The organism is Mesorhizobium sp. M1396, assembly GCF_040317725.1.
Classification (GTDB): Bacteria; Pseudomonadota; Alphaproteobacteria; order Rhizobiales; family Rhizobiaceae; genus Mesorhizobium.
Window position 1 is genome coordinate 212,601 of the sequence record NZ_JAMYLA010000002.1, and the last position, 19,291, is coordinate 231,891.

The 19,291-nt window shown below is 64.5% G+C and carries 16 protein-coding genes; 11 read left to right on the forward strand and 5 right to left on the reverse strand.

Annotated elements, in window-relative coordinates; genetic code table 11:
* Positions 1 to 104: 104 nt before the first annotated feature.
* The 5 genes from NKH02_RS02235 to NKH02_RS02255 form a co-directional block, all read right to left on the reverse strand.
* Entirely contained in the window at positions 105 to 1,685 is a 1,581-nt protein-coding gene (locus tag NKH02_RS02235; protein ID WP_352875977.1) for an indolepyruvate oxidoreductase subunit beta family protein, read from the reverse strand.
* On the reverse strand, positions 1,678 to 3,831 hold the full coding sequence (locus NKH02_RS02240; RefSeq protein ID WP_352875980.1) for a thiamine pyrophosphate-dependent enzyme: 2,154 nt from the start codon (positions 3,829 to 3,831) through the stop codon (positions 1,678 to 1,680). Before NKH02_RS02240 ends, NKH02_RS02235 begins: the two co-directional genes overlap by 8 nt.
* Before the next feature lie 44 nt (positions 3,832 to 3,875).
* Positions 3,876 to 4,358: a MarR family winged helix-turn-helix transcriptional regulator gene (locus NKH02_RS02245; protein ID WP_352875983.1), complete on the reverse strand. Its 483-nt coding sequence runs from the start codon at positions 4,356 to 4,358 to the stop codon at positions 3,876 to 3,878.
* Entirely contained in the window at positions 4,358 to 5,929 is a 1,572-nt protein-coding gene (locus NKH02_RS02250) for a phytoene desaturase family protein (protein WP_352875985.1), read from the reverse strand. The genes NKH02_RS02245 and NKH02_RS02250 overlap by 1 nt, the downstream gene beginning before the upstream one ends.
* Positions 5,930 to 6,079: 150 nt before the next feature.
* The gene (locus NKH02_RS02255) at positions 6,080 to 6,871 is read right to left on the reverse strand and encodes a cyclase family protein (RefSeq protein WP_352875988.1); all 792 of its coding nucleotides are present in this window, start codon (positions 6,869 to 6,871) and stop codon (positions 6,080 to 6,082) included.
* Positions 6,872 to 6,991: 120 nt separating this feature from the next.
* Between NKH02_RS02255 and NKH02_RS02260 the strand changes: the two genes are divergently transcribed.
* The 11 genes from NKH02_RS02260 to NKH02_RS02310 all read left to right on the forward strand — a co-directional run bounded on the left by NKH02_RS02260 (position 6,992) and on the right by NKH02_RS02310 (position 19,271).
* Positions 6,992 to 8,566, forward strand: a complete 1,575-nt coding sequence (locus NKH02_RS02260; RefSeq protein ID WP_352875991.1) for a phytoene desaturase family protein — start codon at positions 6,992 to 6,994, stop codon at positions 8,564 to 8,566.
* Positions 8,567 to 8,674: 108 nt separating this feature from the next.
* The gene (locus NKH02_RS02265; protein ID WP_352875994.1) at positions 8,675 to 10,204 is read left to right on the forward strand and encodes an ABC transporter substrate-binding protein; all 1,530 of its coding nucleotides are present in this window, start codon (positions 8,675 to 8,677) and stop codon (positions 10,202 to 10,204) included.
* Positions 10,205 to 10,388: 184 nt separating this feature from the next.
* On the forward strand, positions 10,389 to 11,396 hold the full coding sequence (locus tag NKH02_RS02270; RefSeq protein ID WP_352875997.1) for an ABC transporter permease: 1,008 nt from the start codon (positions 10,389 to 10,391) through the stop codon (positions 11,394 to 11,396).
* A complete protein-coding gene (locus tag NKH02_RS02275) occupies positions 11,389 to 12,237 on the forward strand; it encodes an ABC transporter permease (protein WP_352876000.1) in 849 nt (282 codons plus the stop codon). Before NKH02_RS02270 ends, NKH02_RS02275 begins: the two co-directional genes overlap by 8 nt.
* Positions 12,234 to 13,112, forward strand: coding sequence for an ABC transporter ATP-binding protein (locus tag NKH02_RS02280; protein ID WP_352876002.1), 879 nt, complete (start codon positions 12,234 to 12,236; stop codon positions 13,110 to 13,112). Before NKH02_RS02275 ends, NKH02_RS02280 begins: the two co-directional genes overlap by 4 nt.
* The gene (locus tag NKH02_RS02285) at positions 13,105 to 13,941 is read left to right on the forward strand and encodes an ATP-binding cassette domain-containing protein (RefSeq protein ID WP_352876005.1); all 837 of its coding nucleotides are present in this window, start codon (positions 13,105 to 13,107) and stop codon (positions 13,939 to 13,941) included. The genes NKH02_RS02280 and NKH02_RS02285 overlap by 8 nt, the downstream gene beginning before the upstream one ends.
* A gap of 76 nt (positions 13,942 to 14,017) precedes the next feature.
* A complete protein-coding gene (locus tag NKH02_RS02290; protein WP_352876006.1) occupies positions 14,018 to 14,617 on the forward strand; it encodes a VOC family protein in 600 nt (199 codons plus the stop codon).
* A 140-nt stretch (positions 14,618 to 14,757) separates the two neighbouring features.
* A complete protein-coding gene (locus NKH02_RS02295) occupies positions 14,758 to 17,046 on the forward strand; it encodes a bifunctional salicylyl-CoA 5-hydroxylase/oxidoreductase (protein ID WP_352876009.1) in 2,289 nt (762 codons plus the stop codon).
* Positions 17,047 to 17,239: 193 nt separating this feature from the next.
* Positions 17,240 to 17,998, forward strand: a complete 759-nt coding sequence (locus tag NKH02_RS02300; protein ID WP_352876012.1) for an SDR family NAD(P)-dependent oxidoreductase — start codon at positions 17,240 to 17,242, stop codon at positions 17,996 to 17,998.
* A complete protein-coding gene (locus NKH02_RS02305; RefSeq protein WP_352661046.1) occupies positions 17,992 to 18,462 on the forward strand; it encodes a MarR family winged helix-turn-helix transcriptional regulator in 471 nt (156 codons plus the stop codon). The genes NKH02_RS02300 and NKH02_RS02305 overlap by 7 nt, the downstream gene beginning before the upstream one ends.
* Positions 18,459 to 19,271 (forward strand): enoyl-CoA hydratase family protein, encoded by an 813-nt coding sequence (locus NKH02_RS02310; RefSeq protein ID WP_352872051.1) that lies wholly within the window; start codon positions 18,459 to 18,461, stop codon positions 19,269 to 19,271. Before NKH02_RS02305 ends, NKH02_RS02310 begins: the two co-directional genes overlap by 4 nt.
* Positions 19,272 to 19,291: the final 20 nt, after the last annotated feature.

Below are 19,291 nucleotides of genomic sequence, written 5' to 3' on the forward strand. Positions count from 1 at the left end.
AACGGTGCAATCACGTCAATGGCATGCCGTCGCTGTCCATGTTCGAGCACAGTCGCCGTGCCCCGCGCAAACAGGCATCTCCCTCTCCAGCGGCGGCCGAAACTTCATGATGCAGGGCTGTCGCCCAGCGTCGCCACCGTCTTCAGCGCGCCGTCGAGCATGTCGCCCTTCTCGTCCTTCAGCGCCATTTCGCGCAGGCGGCGGATCCAGTCGGCGGCATCCGCGCGTCCCTTGACCAGATCGAGCGCCGACAGCACGCGGTCGAATTTCGACTGGGCGCGGACATGGGTATCGCTGTAGCCCTTGATCAGCCGGCGGCAATTGAGGATCTCGGCGGCCAGCGCGTAATCCCGGGGCACATGGTCGAGAGCCAGCGCGTACCAGCGATCGAGATGGGCAATCTCGACCTTGTGGCGCAGCAGGCTGCGGCGCCAGCGGCGCAGGCCGCCGATGAACCAGAGTGCCGCAAAGCCGGCAAAACTGTCGGTGCGGATGCGGCGGCCATGATTGATGCGACGGTCGAGAAAGGCGGCGAGCTTCGGCCGGCTTTCGATGTAGCTACCCAGACCCGCCGGCAGCGTGCCGCAGAACTCCTCGATGCGTGGATGGAAATATTCGGTTACCTGCAGGATCGAGCCGTCCTTGACGCCGACCTCGCGGCGCACGCGCCTGTCGCGCGTCGAGCGTGTCTTCAGGTCGGCGACGCGGATCATGTCGTCATAGCACAGGGCGTTGGCCAGATGCTTTGCCGCGGCGATGGACAAGCCATATCCGCGATCCGGCCCATCCAGCGCGACCGCCTTGTCCAGCCGGTCGAGATACTCACGCCCGTAGGCGATGTCCTGATAGTCGACGACCTTTCGCAAGCCCCGGAGCGCCAGGTCCCGTACTGCCACCGGCAACAGATCGATGCGGGCGGCCAAGGCCTGCCAGCCTTGCAGCAGGTTTTGCGGGCCACTCACCTGTCCGGCGCCGAGGGCAGATTCGACAATCGCCGGCTCTGCCTGCTTAGGCGCTGGTGCCGCCGTGCCACGCGCGCGATCAAACGCAGCACCGAAGGCGGCGAGGCTCGCCTTGACGCCGCGGCCGCCGGCACCGATCGCCTGTTCGTAGCTCTCGCGGGTGAAAGGCAGCGCGTCGGACCCCGCCAGCGCGCCAAGCAGGCTGGCCGAGATCATCGAGCCATTGTCGGCGGCGATCTTTTCCATGTCGAAAGCGATGAAGCGCTTCGATGCGGCTTCCGCCGTCGCATGCACCTTGGAAGACGAGGCGCGGCCGTCGCCCGGCTCGATCTTTTCCGACACCGCGGCGATGCGGTGCGACGAGGCGATCAGCGTGGTTCGCTCGGGCGTGACGAAGCCGCGGATGATGGCGCGGCCGGCTTCCATCAGTTCCGCCGCGATCAGGATGTCGACGTCGCCTTGCGAGGGCGACAGCGCGAAGACCGGCAGCCGGCCGGTGTCGCGGGCCATCTCGACATAGTAGATGGTGGCGCCGGTGCGTTGGGCGACGCCGGCGACCGAGGTCGATTGCGCGACGTAGCCGTTGCGCTCCGCGACATCGGTGATCCAGTCGGCCAGCACGCCGCCGCCCTGGCCGCCGACCGCCAGCACGGCAAGCTTGATGACGTGCTCGTCATCCTGGGCGCCGGGCCGGGCGCGAAATGGCGGGACAGCGTCAAGCATCGGCGAAGGTCAGGCGCCGGCTTTCGCGGCGGCGCTGCAACAGGCCGATGGTGGCGCGGCGCACAGCTTCGAGGACGCGGTCCCAGCGGCTCGGATTGTGCACGACGTCGGCGCGATAGAAGGACGGGCACAGCACCGCCGCGTCGGCAACCTCGCCGCAATTGCCGCAGCCGACGCAGCTCTGGTCGATATGCGCCACCGGATCGTCGCGCAGCGGATCGTCGAGCGACTTGACCGACAGCGACGGACAACCCGACAGCCGCATGCAGGCATGATCGCCGGTGCAGATATCCTCGTCGACGCCGAACTTCGGTTTTATCACGCGTACGCCGCCCTTGATTGCCTTGTCGACCAGCGGCTTTTCGCGGCGCTGGCGGTTGAGCATGCATTCGGACGAGGCGACGATGACCTTCGGCCCCTTCTCCTCCGTCGTCAGCGCCTCACGCAGCGTTTCCTGCATCTTGGTCACGTCATAGGTGCGGTCGACATGGCGCAGCCATTTGACGCCCATGCCTTTCACCGCCTCGGTGATCGGATGCTTCGTCGACTTGGTCTTGTTGCCGGCGCGGGATGAGAGGATGTCCTGCCCGCCGGTGGCGGCCGAATAGAAATTGTCGACGATGACGATGACGCCGTCATTCTTGTTGAACACCGCATTGCCGATCGAGGAGGTCAGGCCGTTGTGCCAGAAGCCGCCATCGCCGATGAAGGAAATCGAACGGCGCTTGGCGTCGGGCGAATTGAACGCCGAGGCGGAAGCTGGCCCCAGTCCGTAGCCCATGGTGGTGGCGCCGAGCTCGAAAGGCGGCATGATCGAGAACAGATGGCAGCCGATGTCGGAGGCGATGTGGTGCTTGCCGAGCTCCTGCTCGACCAGTTTTGTCGCGGCAAAGATCGGCCGCTCCGGGCAGCCGATGCAGAAACCGGGCGGTCGTCCTGGAACGACATTGATCAGGTCAGCTGTATCGACGCCGTCGCCGACCTTGTTGGGGGCGCGCACTTCGCCCGGCAAAAGATGCGGCGCCTCGGCGCGCAGGAAGGCGCCGATGCCGTCGAGCATGACCTGGCCGGTGTATTCTCCGGCCATCGGCAGATGCTCCTTGCCGACCAGCCTGGTGCCGCGCCCGGCCTTGTGCAGCATCGAAGCGAAGGCCTGTTCGATGTAATTGGGCTGGCCTTCCTCGACGACGAGCACCGACTGCTTGCCCTCGCAGAACGACAGGAACTCGTCATCGATCAGCGGATAGACGGCGTTGAGCACGTAAAGCGGCACGTCGGTGTCGCCATAGGTGTCGGCAAGGCCGAGGCGCTGCAACGCGCGGATGACCGAATTATACATGCCGCCCTGCATCACGATGCCGACCGAACCATGATCCGAGCCGAAGAACTCGTTGATCTTGTTCTTGCGGATGAAATCGACCGCCTCCGGCCAGCGCTTCTGCACCTTTTCCTTCTCATGCAGGAAGGAAGCGGGTGGCAGCACGATGCGGCCGGTGTCGCGGCGTGGGGCGTCGAGTGCATCGGCGACTGTCATCGGCGGGCGCTTGTTGTCCTTGGCGATGAAATGACCATGGACATGGCAGCAGCGGATTCGGACCTGCAGCATGACCGGTGTGTTGGAAATCTCGGACAGCTCGAAGCCGTCCTCCACCGCCTTTACGATCGACGGCAGGTTCGGGCGCGGGTCGAGCAGCCAGACCTGGCTCTTCATGGCGAAGGCATGGCTGCGCTCCTGCATGATCGAGGAGCCCTCGCCATAATCCTCGCCGACGATGATCAGCGCGCCGCCGGTGACGCCGCCGGAGGCGAGATTGGCGAGCGCGTCGGAGGCGACATTGGTGCCGACCGTCGACTTAAAAGTCACCGCACCACGGATCGGGTAATGCACCGAGGCGGCCAGCATGGCGGTGGCGGTGGCTTCCGAGGCACTCGCCTCGAAATGCACGCCGAGCTCGCCCAGAATGTCCTGTGCGTCGGCCAGCACGTCCATCAGGTGGCTGATCGGCGCGCCCTGGTAGCCGCCGACATAGCCGACGCCGCATTGCAGCAGCGCCTTGGTGATGGCGAGGATGCCTTCGCCGGCAAATTCCTCACCGGCACCGAGCCGAAGCTTCTCGACTTCCTTGGCAAAAGACCGTTCGGCCATTTTCTCTTCCTTCCGTTACCGCCCAGGGCTGGCGGCGCGTAGGTCTAGATGTCGTGCTTGCGAATGTTCTTCAGCATCTTCTGCAGCGTCGCGATCAGCGCCGCGTATTCGGCATCGTCGACGTCGTCGAACATTGCCTCGAACGCGTCATGCATGGCCGGCCAGGCGCGCGTGAACTCAGCGCGGCCCTCATCGGTCAGGAACACATGGCGGATGCGGCTGTCGGTGACGCCCTGCTCACGCCGCACAAGACCTTGGCTCTCAAGCGAGTCGAGCGTCCGGCTCAAGGTCGACTGCTCGATGACGGTATAGACCGAGAGGTCGTTGACGGTGATGCCGTCGGTCACCGACAGTACGGCGAGCGTGCGCACCTGCGGGATGGTCAGCCCCTGCTTGCGGAAATCGTCGCGCAAGGTGGCGTTGTAGCGGCCCATGATGCGGTTCATCAGATAGGGGGCGAATTGCTGCAGGCCGATCTGCCCCAAGGTTGAAATGCGCTGGCGCTTTTCGGCAACCTTCTCTTCCATCACAGCCTCCCCGCCAGGAGAAAGCCGGAGCCGCCGCCAAGGCCGGCGCCCGGATGGGTCGAGGCGCCGATATGGTAAAGACCCTTGATGCCGGTCTGATGGTTGCGGCTGGTCTTGAACGGCCGCCACAGGAATGACTGGTCGATAGCAGACGAACCGCCATAGGGATCGCCGCCGACCAGATTGATGTTCATCGCTTCGAGGTCGGACGGCGAATAGGCGCGGCGGGCGATGACGCTGTCCTTGAAACCTTCGATATGACTGGCGAGGATGGCTTCCGCGCGATCGGCATAGGCCTCGCGCAGCGCGTCAGTCCACTGCCCATCGGCGGGTGCCGGCAGCTTGCCGGCGGCATCGCCCTTGATGTGGCGAGGGGCCTCGGGCAGTTGCAGCCACAGGATAGCCTTGCCCGGCGGACAGCGTGACGGGTCGAGCGCGTGCGGCTGGCCGACACAGATGGTCGGCACTTCCGGCAGCATGCCGCGCGCCGCCTCGTTGCAGGCCTTCGACACGCCATCCAGTCCCGGCGTCAGGTGCAGCAACGCCACCTTGTCGAGGCCTTCGCCGCGCCAGGCGGGCGGTTTGTCCAAGGCGTAGTGGATCTGGAAATTGCCTTTGCCGTAGCGATATTTCTGCGTCGCCTCGACATCGGCCTGGGGAGCATCCGCGCCGAGCAGCCGGCCATAGAGCTGCGTCGGCGTGACCGAGCAGACGACGCTCTTCTTCGCATGGACCGTTTCGCCCGAAGCCAGCCGCACGCCGGTGGCGCGGCCCCCGGTCAGGATGATGGAAGCAACGTCCGCTTCGGTGGAGATGACGCCGCCGCGCTCGGTGATGAGTGCCTCGAAGGCTGAAAGCAGGTTCCGCGCGCCCCCCTTGACGATTGGCGCGCCCGCCGCCTCCAGCGCGAAGGCGATCACCCTGGCGATCTGGCCAGAGAACGCATCTTCGGGACCAAGCCCGGCATGCAGCACCCAGGGTGCCCACAAAGCCCGGATGGTCTCGGACCGATAGGTGCTTTCCAGCCAGTTCCGCGCCGGCACAAGTGCCTCGCCGAGAAAGGCGGCAAGGCCGCGAGGGCCACGCCGCCAGGCATCACCGGCCAGCAGCTTCGCCATGGGATAAGACCACAGGCTGCCGCCGAGCAGGCCGAACAACAGGCCGGCATTGCGCTCGATGTTGCCGACATCCTCCGCGTGCCGGTCGCCATCGCCCGCCGCGATCGCGTTGAACGCGGCGACATTGGCGGCGCGGTCGGTGGTGAGAACGGCATGGCTGCCGTCAGGCCGCAGCACGCCGGTCGGCGTGCCGGTATGGCAGAATTCCAGCCCGTGCCGCGCAAGGTCGGCGCCGAGTGCCGCAAAGGCCGGCGAGGTGATGAACAGCACGAAGGTCGTTGCCATCACATCATGGATGAAGCCGGGCGCGGTGATCTCCTCGGTGCGCATGCAGCCGCCAATGCGGTCATTGCGCTCCAGCACGAGCACCTTGGCACCCTTGCCGCCAAGCATCGCCGCGCAGACCAGCGCGTTGATGCCGCTGCCGACGATGATGTGATCGGGGGCCTTCATTAACGATTGCTCCCCGTGGGCGGGAAGCGAGGTTTAAACGCGCGGCGTTGCATTCCTTCGCGCCGTGGAGCGCCACCACTGCACGGTTGCCACATCATCAACCCAGTTTCGCCTTTGCGCATGATCTTCTCCCGAAGACCCCACCTCGCCCTATTGCTTCGACACCAGCGCCAGCGCGCGGATCGGGCTGCCGGTGCCGTGTTCGATCTTGAGCGGCGCGGCGATCAGGATGGCGCCCTTCGGCGGCAGCTGGTCGAGATTGCAGAGGCTGGCGAGGCCGTAGCGGTTGGCCTTGTGCATCAGCGTGTGCGCCGGGAATGGCGGCTCCATGCCGCCGGCCTTGCCGGCATCCGTGCCGATCGTCTCTGAGCCCCAGCCCTTGATGTCCTTGCTGATCAGGAACTGGATGGCTTCGGCTGTCGGGCCGGGCGTATGCGGGCCGGTCTCGTCGGCGTTGAGGAACTCGGCTTCGGAACCGTTGCGCTTGTACCAATCGGTGCGCATCACCACCCATTCGCCGGCATTGATGGCGCCATGCCTGGCTTCCCACGCCTTGATGTGGTCGACGGTGAGCAGGAAATCAGGGTCGGCGGCGGCTTCCTTCGAACAGTCGATGACATTGACCGGGCCGACGAAATTCTGGGCCGGAATGGTGTCGGTGGCGCCGTCGGCATAATCCTTGCCACTGATCCAATGCTGCGGCGCATCGAAATGCGTGCCCGAATGCTCGCCAAGCTTCAGCCAGTTCCATGCCCACCACGGGCCGTTCTTGTCATAGCGGGAGATCGAGTGGATCTCGACCTTGGGCGTGTCGACGGCGAGTTCCGGCGGCAGCTTGATCAACGGCGTATCCGGTCCGAGCGGCGCCGTCAGGTCGACCACCTTGATGGCGCCTGAAAGAAGCTGGCCGGCGACTTCGCCGAGGAGTTTTTGGGTGTCCATCGTTCTCTGTTCCCTCTTTCATCTGATGATCAAGGCTCGTCTCGGCCCTTAATATCCTACTAGACGAAAACATATGCATCTGCAATTATCTTTAAGCATAAAGGAAAATGGGACCGGGGCGTGAGCGAATTCGACGCCATCTTTGTCGGGGCGGGCCACAACAGTCTGGCATGCGCCGCGCATCTGGCGCTCAAAGGCTGGAAAACCGGGATTTTCGAACGCAGCGCAACAATCGGCGGCGCCGTCCAGACGCGCGAATTCACCCTTCCCGGCTTCCGCCACGATTTCGGCGCGATGAATCTAAGCCTGTTCGCCGGCTCGGCCTTCCACCGGAAATATGCAAATGAATTGAAAGCGCAGGGGCTGGAGTTCGCGCCGGTCGCCGATTGTTTCGCCAGCGCCTTTCCGGACGGACGCTGGTTCGGCGTCAGCAACGATCTGGAAAAGACCACGGCGCGCATGGCCGCCTTCTCCGCTGCCGATGCCGCGACATGGCGCGGACTGGTTGCCGCCTTTCCGGCGGAAGCCGAGCATCTGTTCAGGTTGCTCGGTGCGCCGATGAGCGCCCGCGCGCTGGCCGGCACGGCATGGAACCTGTGGCGCAAGAAGGGCATGTCGGGGGCGCTCGATACGGGACGGCTGCTGTTGTCTTCGCCACGCGCGTGGCTGGAGGAGACTTTCGAGTCGCCCCATATCAGGGCGACGCTCGCCACCTGGGGCATGCATCTCGACTTCGCCCCCGACATCGCCGGGGGTGCCGTCTTCCCCTATCTGGAATCGATGGCCAACCAGAGCTTTGGCATGGTGCTGGGCAAGGGCGGCGCCGACACCATCATCCGCGCATTGTCGGGCATGGTGACGTCCGCCGGCGGCAAGATCGTCACTGGCGCCGAGGTGGCCGAGATCACTATTTCCGCCCGCAAGGCAACCGGTGTGAGGCTTGCTTCCGGTGAGACGCATACCGCCACCAGGGCGGTCATCGCCGGCGTCGCGCCCAAGGCACTGACCGGCAAGCTGCTGCCCGACGGTTCGGGTGACGCCGGCTTCGACACGGCGATGCGGAAATTCCGCCATGCGCCGGGCACGATGATGATCCACCTGGCGCTCGACGACCTGCCCGACTGGCGCGCCGGAGCCGAGTTGCGGCAGTTCGCCTATGTGCATCTGTCGCCGTCGCTCGATGCCATGTCGCGCACCTACCAGCAGGCGATGGCGGGGATGCTGCCGGACGAGCCGGTGCTGGTCGTCGGCCAGCCGACAGCGATCGACCCGTCGCGGGCGCCTGAAGGCAAGCATGTGCTGTGGGTGCAGGTGCGCATGCTGCCCGCCGAAATCACAGGCGATGCCGCCGGCAAGATCGCGCCCGCGCATTGGGACAAGGTCAAGGAGGTCTACGCCGAGCGTGTCCTCGACATCATCGAGGCCTACGCGCCCGGCTTGCGAAACAAGATCCTCGGCCGCGCCGTCTTCTCCCCCATCGATCTCGAGCGCGAGAACCCGAACCTCGTCGGCGGCGACCAGGTCTGCGGCAGCCATCATCTGGCACAGAATTTTTTGTTTCGCCCGGCGCGCGGCTACGCCGGCTGGAACACGCCGATCGGCAATCTCCATCTCACGGGTGCCGCGACATGGCCAGGTGCCGGCACCGGCGCGGCTTCCGGATACATGCTCGCGCAACAGCTTGGCGGGAGGTAGAGCCGAAGATTCACACAGGCGAAAAAGGGCAAGGCGCTGCTGCCCAAGAGCCTGAACAATGAACTGACGATGCCGCGCAAGGACAATAAACCAACAAGGGGAACGACCATGACAATCAACAGACGTGAATTGCTGGGATACAGTGCCGCGGCACTCGGGGTAGCCGCTGTCGGTCTGCCGCGGATCGCCAAGGCGGCCGCAGGCGAACTGACCATCGCCTACAACGTCAACCTGCCGTCCTGGGATCCGACCACCGGACCTTCGGCGGTCAACCCGACGATCCAGGGACTCTACCAGTCGGTGTTCGACCAGTTCATCCCGCAAAAGCCCGACCTGTCCTTCGCGCCGGGCCTGCTCACCGAATGGGGCTGGAACGAAGACCGCACAAAGATCATGATGACGGTGCGCGAAGGCGTGACATGGCACGACGGCTCGCCTTTCACGGCGGAAGACGTGGTCTGGTCGTTGCAGCGGGCGGGTGACGAGAAGACCGGCAACCCGATCCAGTTCGTCTGGAAGAACGTCAACAACTTCAAGATCGACGGCAACAAGATCACCGGCGACGTCGTGCAGTTCGACCCGGTGTATTTCAAATGGATGTCGTTTTTGACCGGCTACATCATGCCGAAGGCCTATTACGAGAAGGTGGGCGCCGAAGGCTTCGAGAAGGCGCCGATCGGCACTGGCCCCTACATGGTCGAAAAATTCGAGCGCAACGCCTTCCTGCGGCTGAAGGCCAACCCGAACTATTGGGGCGGCAAGCCCGCCTTCGCGAACGTGACGATCAAGTTCGTCACTGACGCGGCGAGCCGCGTCGCCGAGATCGAGTCCGGCTCCTCGCAGGTGACGCTCGAAATTCCCTATGAGGAATATGACCGGCTGATCGCCAAGGACGGGCTTGCCGGCTCGTGCAAGAACGTGTCCGATATCGGCATGATCTTCTTCAACGACATCGAGGCGATGCTGGACAAGAACGTCCGCCAGGCAGCCGTCATGTCGATCGACAAGAAGCTGCTGGTCGACCGCCTGCTGCGCGGCTATGGCCAGCCGATCGACACGCTGGAGACGCCGGAATACGCGGCCTACGATGCGTCGATCAAGGTCGAGCACAATCCCGAGAAGGCCAAGGAACTGCTCGCTGCCTCCGGCTATTCGCCGGAAAAGCCGGTCAAGTTCACCATCCAGACGACCAAGGGCTTCAAGCCCAAGGACTATGAGATGATCCAGGCGATCGTCGGCATGTGGCGCAAGGTCGGCATCGAGGCGACGATCGAGGTCTACGAGATCGCCAAGCACTACGAGCTGCGCGCCGCCGACAAGCTGGCTCCGGCCGCCTTCTACAACTGGGGCAACGCCATCGGCGATCCGACCACCTCGACCGGCTTTGCCATGTACGGCCCAAGCCCGCATTCGGTGTGGGACAGCCAGGACCTGATCGACATGATCAACCCGCTGTGGGGCGAAAAGGACGAGGCCAAGCGCATCGCCGGCTGGAAGGCTGTCGACAAATACATCGCCGAGCAGGCCTATGTGCTGCCGCTTATGCAGTATGCGCAGCCGATCGTGCATGCCAAGGGCGTCAATGTCGTCCAGCATGTGTCCGGCGCGCTGCTGCCGGCCTTGATGACCCCGGCCTGAGACAGGCGAAATGGCACGCTGTCACGAGACGGCGTGCCTTCGCCCAACTTGCGCAGGTCCCCTCATCCGGCCCTTCGGGCCACCTTCTCCCCGCTGGGGAGAAGAGACTTACTCAGCCGTCGACGGCCGGATGAGGGGACTGTTCGTTCCATCAGTCACTGAAACGCATTAGGCCTACGCCAGAATGCTTCTGCAAAGATTCATGATCCGTCTTCTGACGATGCTGATCACGCTGTTCGGCGTGGCCGTCGTCGTCTTTGTCGTGATCCGCGTCGCTCCCGGCGATCCGATCGCCATGATGCTGCCGCCCGGCGCCACGGATGCCGACATTGCCCGGCTGCGTGCGCTTTACGGGCTCGACAAGACCATCGTGCAGCAGTTCTTCATCTGGCTGTCCGGCGTCGTCAGGGGCGATTTCGGCACCTCGATCTCGCTCAGGCAGGATGTTCTGGGTCTCGTCTTCAACCGGCTGCCGGCGACGCTGGAGCTCGCCATCGTCGCGCTTGTGATGGCTGTGGCACTCGGCGGCACGACGGCGATCATCGGCGCCCGCGAACGCGGCACGGCGGTCGAGGCAGGCATCGACATCGCCAGCGGCGCGGCACTCTCCATTCCCGATTTCCTGTGGGGCCTGGTGCTGATCCTGCTGTTCGGCGTGCTGGTGCCGATCTTCGACATTTCCGGCCGGGTATCGCCGCAACTCGACCTGCCGTTCGTCACCCAGTTCTATCTGTTCGAGAGCCTATTGCGCCTGCGCCTCGACCTCACCTGGGATCTCTTGAAGCACATGCTGATGCCGGCCGTGGCTTTGGCGCTACCGCTGGCGGCGATCATCTCGCAACTGCTGAAACAGTCGCTGAAGGAGGTGCTCGACCTCGATTATGTCGTGCTGGCGCGGGTGAAGGGGTTTTCGGAAACGCAGGTCATCCTGCGCGAGGCGCTGAAGAACGCCGCCTTGCCAACGCTGACGCTGGTCGGCGTGCAGTTCACTTTCCTCATCGGCGGCACGGTCATCGTCGAACGGCTGTTTTCGTATGAAGGCCTCGGCAATATGGCGATCGACGCCGTCATCAACCGCGACCTGCCGCTGATCCAGGGCATCGTGCTGGTCTTCGCGCTGCTGTTCGTGCTGATCAACCTCACCGTCGATATGATGTACGCGCTGCTCAATCCGAGGCTGCGCCATGGATGAGGGCCGTACTCGAAGGCGTAGCGTGTCGCCGCGCTTGTGGCTTGCCGGCGGCTGGCTGCTGCTGGCGCTGCTGGCCGCGATCTTCGCGCCGCTGGTGGCGCCGCAGGATCCGCTGGCGCAGGATCTGATGCTGGAGCGGTTGCCGCCGTTCTGGATTGATGGCGCCGAGCCCGGCTATTGGCTCGGCACCGACAGCCTCGGCCGCGACCTGTTCTCCCGCCTGATCTTCGGCGGCCGCATCGCCTTCATCGCCGCTTTTGCCGCCGCCATCGCGGCGTGCCTGGTCGGCTCGACGCTTGGGCTGATCGCGGGTTATTTCGGCGGCTGGGCAGACCGCATCATCTCGCGCATCGTCGATGTCTGGATGGCGTTTCCGCCGGTGCTGTTCGCCATCCTTCTGGTGGCCGTGCTCGGCACCGGCCTGAGCTCGGTCATCCTCGCCATCGCCATCATCGACTGGACGCGTTTCTGCCGGGTGATCCGTGCCGAAACCATGGGCCAGTCGCGCATGGACTATGTCGAGAATGCCCGCATCGCCGGCTATGGCCGCATCGGCATCATGCTGCGCGAAGTGCTGCCCAATGTGGTGCCGTCGATCGTCGCGCTGCTGTCGCTGGAAATGGGCATCGCCGTCATCGTCGAGGCGATCCTGTCCTTCGTCAATCTGTCGATCTCGACCGACGACCCGACCTGGGGCGGCATCATCGCCGAGGGCCGGCTGTCGATCCATCAGGCGTGGTGGGTGCTGGTGTTCCCGCTGGTCACGCTGATCCTGACGGTGCTGTCTTTCAGCCAGTTCGGCGAGGCGCTGAAGACGCGCTTCGACCCGGTGCTGCGATGAGCGCCTGTCTCGAGATCAGGGATCTGAGCGCCGTGCTGTCGAACGGCCAGCGCGTGCTGCGCTCGGTGTCGCTTTCCGTCCAGCCCGGCGAGGTCCGTGCGCTGGTCGGCGAGAGCGGCGCCGGCAAGACGATGATCGGCAAGGCGGTGCTCGGCGTGCTGCCGTCGAGCGTGCGCATTGTCGAAGGCGACATGCTGCTCGAGGGCGAAGATCTCGGCAAGCTCCAGCCCAAGGCGCGGCGCACGCTGATCGGTGCGCGCACGGCGCTGATCCCGCAGGACCCGCTGACCGCGCTCAATCCGTCGCGGCGTATCGGCTCGCAGATGACCGACCGGTTGGTGCGCATTCTCGGCTGGAGTGGCGAGAGGGCCGATACCCGCATTCGCCAACTGCTGGACGAGGTGCAGATCCGCGACCCCGACCGCGTGCTGAAAAGCTATCCGCACGAGCTTTCCGGCGGCATGCGCCAGCGCGTGCTGATCGCCGCCGCCTTCGCCGCCGAGCCGCGGCTCATCGTTGCCGACGAGCCGACCACGGCGCTCGACGTCACCGTGCAGAAACAGATCCTGCGCCTGATAGCGCAGTTGCAGCGCGAGCACGGCACGGCGATCCTGTTCGTCACCCATGATCTCGGCGTCGTCGCCAAGATCAGCCAGAAAGTGTCGGTGCTCTATGCCGGCAAGGTGGTCGAGGAGGCCGAAACGGCTGCCCTCTTCGCCGCCCCGCAGCACCCCTATACGCGAGCGCTGATGGCCGCCACGCCGCGCTACACCGACCCGTTCGCTTCGCTGAAGCCAGTGGACGAGGCGGTACTGGCCGGACTGGCCACGGAGATCACGGCCGCCGACCAGGCCTGGAGGCGGCCGCATGGTTGAGCCGCTGTTTTCCGTGCGCGGGCTGAAGGTCGCCCTGCCCGACATGACGCGTAAGCCACTGATCGGCCGCGCGCCCTTGGCCGAGATCCTAAAAGGCCTCGATTTCGATCTGCCCCGGGGATCGGTGACCGGCATCGTCGGCGAATCCGGATCGGGAAAATCGACACTCGGCCGCGCGCTGGTGCGCCTGCTGGAGCCCAGCGCCGGCAGCATCAGCTTCGACGGCCGCGATATCACCCATCTGCCTGAGGCGGAGCTCAGGCCGCTGCGCCGCGATATGCAGATGATCTTCCAGGATCCGATGTCGTCGCTCAACCCGCGCCGCACCATTGCCAGCATCATCGCCGCGCCTTTGAAGCTGAATGGGCTTGGCGATAATCTGAAGGCGCGAGTCGCAGAAGCGCTGCAGCGTGTCGGCCTGCCGCAGAGCTTCGCCAGCCGCTACCGCCACGAACTGTCGGGCGGCCAGCGCCAGCGCGTCGGCATCGCGCGCGCGTTGGCGCTGTCACCGAAATTCGTACTGGCCGACGAGATCGTCTCCGGCCTCGACGTGTCGACACAGGCGCAGATCCTGACGCTGCTGGAAAAGCTTGCCGCCGAGATGGGCCTGACCGTCGCTTTCATCAGCCACGATCTGTCGGTCATTCGGCGGTTGTGCCAGCAAGTGATCGTCATGCGCGAAGGCGTGATCGTCGAAGCCAGCGCCACCGACGCCTTGTTCGACAATCCTCGGCAGGCCTACACGCGCGACCTCATCGCGGCCATTCCCCTGCCCGAGATCGATCCGGGTTGGCTGGACATTCCTTCTGCCGCCAGAGCCTCGACATGAATGCAAACGCACGCCGGAAAGCGGGCTTTGGACGTGCGACCGCAATGACTTGGTCCCGCCAATGGAGAGGACTGACATGAAGACGATACTTCGAAACACAACACTCGCGGCCTTTGTCCTCGGCAGCGCCGGCATGGCCGCCGCCAGCTCGATCCCCGGCATGCGCGGGCATGATCACACCGGCATCACGGTTCCTGACATGAAGCAGGCGGTCGACTTCTTCACCGGGGTGGTCGGCTGCAAGAAGGCGATGTCGTTCGGCCCGTTCGCCGACGACAAGGGCACTTTCATGCAGGATCTTCTGGGTGTCGATCCCAAAGCGGTGATCGAGCAGGTCACCATGGTGCGTTGCGGCTATGGATCGAACATCGAGCTGTTCAAATACACAGCGCCCGACCAGAAGGACCTGACGCCGAAGAACAGCGACATAGGCGGCTTCCACATCGCCTTCTATGTCGACGATGTCGCCGCCGCCAAAGCCTATCTCGACGCCAAGGGCGTGAAGACGCGCATGGGACCATTGCCGGTCAAGGAAGGTCCGGCCTCCGGCCAGACCATCCTCTACTTCCAGGCGCCGTGGGGGCTACAGCTGGAAGCGATCAGCTATCCCACGGGCATGGCGTACGAGCAGAATGCCGAGACAGTTTTATGGAGCCCAAAGAACCCGGAAAAATGATGGGACCGCGTGCTTGGGGATGTTCCGCAAGCACGCCACACAAATGCGACGTTGAATCATTTCGATATGAAACTTTAAGCTTGAAATAATTTGCCGCCAGCGCGATACTGAAACCAGCAAGCGAAGAGGAGATCGCAGACATGAAGGTTGCGGTTCTCGGCGGTGGACCAGCCGGCCTTTACTTTGCCATTTCGATGAAACTCAGGGACGCCGCGCACGAGGTGACGGTGTTCGAGCGCAACCGCGCCGACGACACGTTCGGCTGGGGCGTCGTGCTGTCGGCCGAGACGCTCGACAATTTGTCGAAGAATGATCCGGTCAGCGCCGTCTGGATCAAGAAGCATTTCGCCTATTGGGATGACATCGCCGTCATCCATGACGGCGTACGCACGGTTTCGACCGGACATGGCTTTTGCGGGATCGGCCGCAAGCGGCTGCTCATCCTGTTGCAGCGCCGAGCGCGAGAACTCGGCGTCAAGCTCATGTTCGAGACCGACATTGCCGATCCCCGACCTTACATGGAAACGCATGATCTGGTGGTCGCCGCCGACGGGTTGAATTCCAGGGCGCGCAACAGCTTCGTCGACATCTTCAAGCCCGACATCGACACCCGCAAATGCAAGTTCGTCTGGCTGGGCACGCAACAGAAATTCGACGACGCCTTCACCTTCATCTTCGAAAAGACCGAGCATGGCTGGGTGTGGGCGCACGCCTACCAATTCGACAGCGACACCGCGACGTTCATCGTCGAGTGCAGCGAACAGACCTGGGCTGCCTTCGGCTTCGGTGCGATGTCGCAGCAGGAATCGATCGCCACCTGCGAGCGTATCTTTGCGAAGCATCTCGGCGGCCACGCGCTGATGACCAACGCCAACCATATCAGGGGCTCGGCCTGGATCAATTTCCCACGCGTGCTGTGCGAGCGCTGGTCCTACAAGAATCTCGCACTGATGGGCGATGCGGCGGCGTCAGCGCACTTCTCGATCGGCTCCGGCACCAAGCTGGCGCTGGAGAGCGCCGTGGCGCTGGCCGAATATGTCGAAACCGAACCCGACCTCGACGCCGCCTTCCGCAAATACGAGGATGCCCGCCGCACCGAGGTGCTGAAGCTGCAATCGGCGGCGCGCAATTCGCTCGAATGGTTCGAGGAGGTCGAGCGCTATCTCGGCCTCGATCCGGTGCAGTTCAACTATTCGCTTTTGACCCGCTCGCAGCGCATCAGCCACGAGAATTTGCGGCTGCGCGATGCCGAATGGCTGGGGGGCGCGGAAGAATGGTTCCAGCGCCAGGCGGGCGCCGGCGGCATGCGCCGCGCGCCGATGTTCGCGCCTTTCAAGCTGCGCGATCTGAAGCTGCAAAACCGCGTCGTCGTCTCGCCGATGGCGCAGTACAAGGCTGTCGACGGCTGCCCGACCGACTGGCATTTCACCCACTACGCCGAGCGGGCCAAGGGCGGTGCTGGCCTCATCTATATCGAGATGACCTGCGTCAGCCCGGAAGGGCGCATCACGCCCGGCTGTCCCGGCTTCTATGCGCCCGAACATGAGGTGGCGTGGAAGCGGCTGGTCGATTTCGTCCACATCGAGACCGAAGCCAAGATCTGCGCCCAGATCGGCCATTCCGGCGCCAAGGGTTCGACTCGGCTCGGCTGGGAGGGCACCGACGTGCCGTTGACCTCCGGAAACTGGCCGGTGATCGCGGCATCGGCCGTGGCGTGGTCGCCGCAGAATCAGGTGCCGAAGGCGATGGACCGCGCCGACATGGACCGCGTGCGCGACGAATTCGTGGCTTCGGCCGAGATGGCCAATCGCTGCGGCTTCGACATGCTAGAAATCCACGCCGCGCACGGCTATCTCCTGTCGTCCTTCATAACGCCGGTCACCAACCGGCGCACGGATAAATACGGTGGTTCGCTGGAAAACCGCATGCGCTATCCCCTGGAAATCTTCCGTGCGGTACGCGCCGCCTGGCCGGCGGAAAAACCGATCTCGATGCGCATCTCCGCCAACGACTGGCTTGGCATCGAAGGCGTGACGCCCGCCGACGCGGTCGAGATCGCGCGGCTGCTGCATGAGGCAGGCGTCGACATCTGCGACGTCTCGGCCGGTCAGACCTCCGCATTGGCAAAGCCGGTTTATGGCCGCATGTTCCAGACGCCGTTTTCCGACCGTATCCGCAACGAGGTCGGCATGGCGACGATGGCGGTCGGCAACATCTACGAGCCGGACCACGTCAACTCGATCCTGATGGCCGGCCGCGCCGATCTGGTGGCGCTGGCACGGCCGCATCTCGCCGATCCCTATTGGACGCTGCATGCCGCGGTTACGCTCGGCGACCGTGGCGTCAAATGGCCGGATCCCTATCTGCCCGGACGCGACCAGCTCTACCGGCTGGCCGAGCGTGATGCTGCCGCGGGGCTAAAAGTATGAGTGCTTTTCGCTTGCTACGTCGACGCTGTACCCCCACCCCTAGCCCCTCCCCACAAGGGGGAGGGGGACTATGTTGCGTTCGACCCAGCGGAAACCGCATAAGTTTGCGATCGATAGGTGCTGCCTTCTCTCTCCCCCTTGTGGGGAGGGTTAGGGGTCGAGGTACTTGGCGCCAAGTTTCGAGGATTGGCACATGATCGCGGGCAAGCATGCGCTGGTCACTGGCGGCGGCTCCGGCCTTGGCCGGGCCATCGCGCTAGCGCTGGCGGATGCCGGCATCGACGTCACCATCTGTGGCCGGCGCGAGGCGGAACTCGCCAAGGTGGCCGGCGAAAGCGACCGCATTTTCGGCACTGCCGCCGATGTCACCGATGAGGCGGCAATGGCGTCGCTTTACGAGACAGCGCAAGCCGCACGAGGGCCCTTCGACATCGTCGTCGCCAATGCCGGCATGGCCGGCAGCACGCCGGCGCACAAGACAACGCTTGCCGACTGGCAGCGGACGCTCGACGTCAATCTGACCGGCGCCTTCCTGACGGTGAAGCCGGCGCTGGCCGGGATGGCCGCGCGCAAGGCGGGCCGCATCGTTTTCATCGCCTCGACGGCCGGACTCAAGGGCTATCCGTATGTCGCGGCTTACGTCGCGGCCAAGCATGGCGTCGTCGGCCTGATGCGGGCGCTGGCGGCGGAGACTGCGAAATCCGGCGTCACCGTCAATGCCGTGTGCCCGGGTTTTGTGGAAACCGAGATGCTGGAGGAGTCCATCCAACGCATCATCGAAAAGACCGGCCGCTCGGCCGAGCAGGCGCGGTCGAGCCTCGCCTCGACCAACCCCCAGGGCCGCTTCATCCAGCCGCGAGAGGTCGCCGCCGCCGTGCTGTGGCTGTGTGGCGACGCCGCCCAATCGATCACCGGACAGGCAATTTCCATCTCAGGAGGCGAAACATGGTAGCCGGCCCCCTGCCCGCGCCGTCGGGACCCGGCAAGGACCGCTTGCGTCTGTGGATCAGGCTGCTGCGTGCCTCGCGCACGATCGAGGCCGAGCTGCGCGAGCGCCTGAAGAAGGAATTCAACACGACGCTGCCGCGCTTCGATGTGATGGCGGCCCTTTATCGGGTGCCGGAAGGCATGCTGATGAGCGACCTGTCGCGCTTCCTGCTGGTCTCCAACGGCAACGTCACGGGCATTGTCGACCGGCTGGTTTCGGAAGGGCTGGTGGCACGCGCGAGGCGCAATGGCGACCGCCGCACGTCGATGGTGCGGCTGACCGAGGAAGGCACGCAGGCCTTTGCCACCATCGCCGCGGCGCATGAAGGCTGGATCGGCGAATTGCTGGGCAAGGTCAGCGAGGACGACGCGCGCCGGCTGACCGGTATGCTGACCTCGTTCCGCAGCAATTGGGAGGGACGCGAATGACCGAAATGGCCGGGCGCAAGCCGAAGCATTTCATCTGGGAGGTCGAGGGCAGGATCGCAAAGGTCCGGCTCGACCGGCCTGAACGCAAGAACCCGCTGACCTTCGACAGCTATGCGGAGTTGCGCGACACGTTCCGCGACCTCGTCTATGCCGACGACGTCGACGCAGTGGTGTTCCTCTCCAATGGCGGCAATTTCTGCTCCGGCGGCGATGTCCATGACATCATCGGCCCGCTGGTCAAGATGGACATGAAGCAGCTTCTTGCCTTCACCCGCATGACCGGCGATTTCGTCAAGGCGATGCTGAATTGCGGCAAGCCGATCATTGCGGCGGTCGATGGCGTCGCGGTTGGCGCCGGCGCCATCATTGCAATGAGTTCCGATATCCGCATCGCCACGCCGGAAGCCAAGACCGCGTTCCTGTTCACCCGCGTCGGCCTTGCCGGCTGCGACATGGGCGCCTGCGCGATCCTGCCGCGCATCATCGGCCAGGGCCGCGCCGCCGAACTGCTCTACACCGGCCGCACCATGACGGCGGCGGAAGGCGAACGTTGGGGCTTCTACAACAGGCTGGTCGATGCCGCGGCGCTCGAGGCCGACGCGCTCGACATGGCGGCGCGCATCGTCTCCGGCCCGACCTTCGCCCACGGCATCACCAAGACGCAGCTCAACCAGGAATGGTCGATGGGCCTCGACCAGGCGATCGAGGCGGAAGCACAGGCGCAAGCGATCTGCATGCAGACCCGCGATTTCGAGCGCGCCTACAAGGCGTTCGTGGCCAAGGAAAAGCCGGTGTTCGAGGGGGATTGATGACGGTAGGTTTGCGCCCA

Bases quoted from the DNA above. Each gene is read 5' to 3' on its own strand.
- NKH02_RS02250 (WP_352875985.1), bottom strand. From the start codon at position 5,929: ATGAAGGCCCCCGATCACATCATCGTCGGCAGCGGCATCAACGCGCTG.
- NKH02_RS02290 (WP_352876006.1), top strand. From the start codon at position 14,018: ATGAAGACGATACTTCGAAACACAACACTCGCGGCCTTTGTCCTCGGC.
- NKH02_RS02255 (WP_352875988.1), bottom strand. From the start codon at position 6,871: ATGGACACCCAAAAACTCCTCGGCGAAGTCGCCGGCCAGCTTCTTTCA.
- NKH02_RS02235 (WP_352875977.1), bottom strand. From the start codon at position 1,685: ATGCTTGACGCTGTCCCGCCATTTCGCGCCCGGCCCGGCGCCCAGGAT.
- NKH02_RS02295 (WP_352876009.1), top strand. From the start codon at position 14,758: ATGAAGGTTGCGGTTCTCGGCGGTGGACCAGCCGGCCTTTACTTTGCC.
- NKH02_RS02240 (WP_352875980.1), bottom strand. From the start codon at position 3,831: ATGGCCGAACGGTCTTTTGCCAAGGAAGTCGAGAAGCTTCGGCTCGGT.
- NKH02_RS02280 (WP_352876002.1), top strand. From the start codon at position 12,234: ATGAGCGCCTGTCTCGAGATCAGGGATCTGAGCGCCGTGCTGTCGAAC.
- NKH02_RS02305 (WP_352661046.1), top strand. From the start codon at position 17,992: ATGGTAGCCGGCCCCCTGCCCGCGCCGTCGGGACCCGGCAAGGACCGC.
- NKH02_RS02310 (WP_352872051.1), top strand. From the start codon at position 18,459: ATGACCGAAATGGCCGGGCGCAAGCCGAAGCATTTCATCTGGGAGGTC.
- NKH02_RS02285 (WP_352876005.1), top strand. From the start codon at position 13,105: ATGGTTGAGCCGCTGTTTTCCGTGCGCGGGCTGAAGGTCGCCCTGCCC.
- NKH02_RS02245 (WP_352875983.1), bottom strand. From the start codon at position 4,358: ATGGAAGAGAAGGTTGCCGAAAAGCGCCAGCGCATTTCAACCTTGGGG.
- NKH02_RS02270 (WP_352875997.1), top strand. From the start codon at position 10,389: ATGCTTCTGCAAAGATTCATGATCCGTCTTCTGACGATGCTGATCACG.
- NKH02_RS02265 (WP_352875994.1), top strand. From the start codon at position 8,675: ATGACAATCAACAGACGTGAATTGCTGGGATACAGTGCCGCGGCACTC.
- NKH02_RS02300 (WP_352876012.1), top strand. From the start codon at position 17,240: ATGATCGCGGGCAAGCATGCGCTGGTCACTGGCGGCGGCTCCGGCCTT.
- NKH02_RS02275 (WP_352876000.1), top strand. From the start codon at position 11,389: ATGGATGAGGGCCGTACTCGAAGGCGTAGCGTGTCGCCGCGCTTGTGG.